The organism is Pseudophaeobacter profundi (genome assembly GCF_029697505.1).
Taxonomy (GTDB): Bacteria; Pseudomonadota; Alphaproteobacteria; order Rhodobacterales; family Rhodobacteraceae; genus Pseudophaeobacter; species Pseudophaeobacter profundi.
This window is the reverse complement of the sequence record NZ_JARJEF010000140.1, coordinates 1-334: the sequence shown is the minus strand read 5'-3', so window position 1 is coordinate 334 and position 334 is coordinate 1. Positions and strand designations below refer to the sequence as shown.

1 pseudogene is annotated in these 334 nt (G+C 56.3%); it reads left to right on the top strand.

The window, feature by feature from the left end:
* Positions 1-113 precede the first annotated feature (113 nt).
* A pseudogene (locus P2081_RS20560) lies at positions 114-334 on the top strand (transposase); the annotation flags it as partial.

The following is a 334-nucleotide window of genomic DNA, read 5'->3' as shown; positions in this document are numbered from 1 at the left end:
TGCAAAGAAAACAGGAAAGGAGACCGCAACATTGACCACATCATAAACTACAGCGCATAACTGAAGGTGGGTCAAATCTCGGTGAAAATACCGGGTCAGTTCTCAGTGACAATCAACACTGTCCGGTCAAAGCGCGCTGCACCACCGGGAAAGAGCGCCGGATCACCCGATGGGAACACGAGCACCTGATCGACGAGATGCGCGACCGCATGAGCCGAGACCCGACATTGATGGCGCTGCGTCGCTCAACCGTAGAGCACCCGTTCGGCACAATCAAAGCCTGGATGGGTGCGACGCACTTCCGGATGCGCACGCTCAAGAATGTCCGCACCGA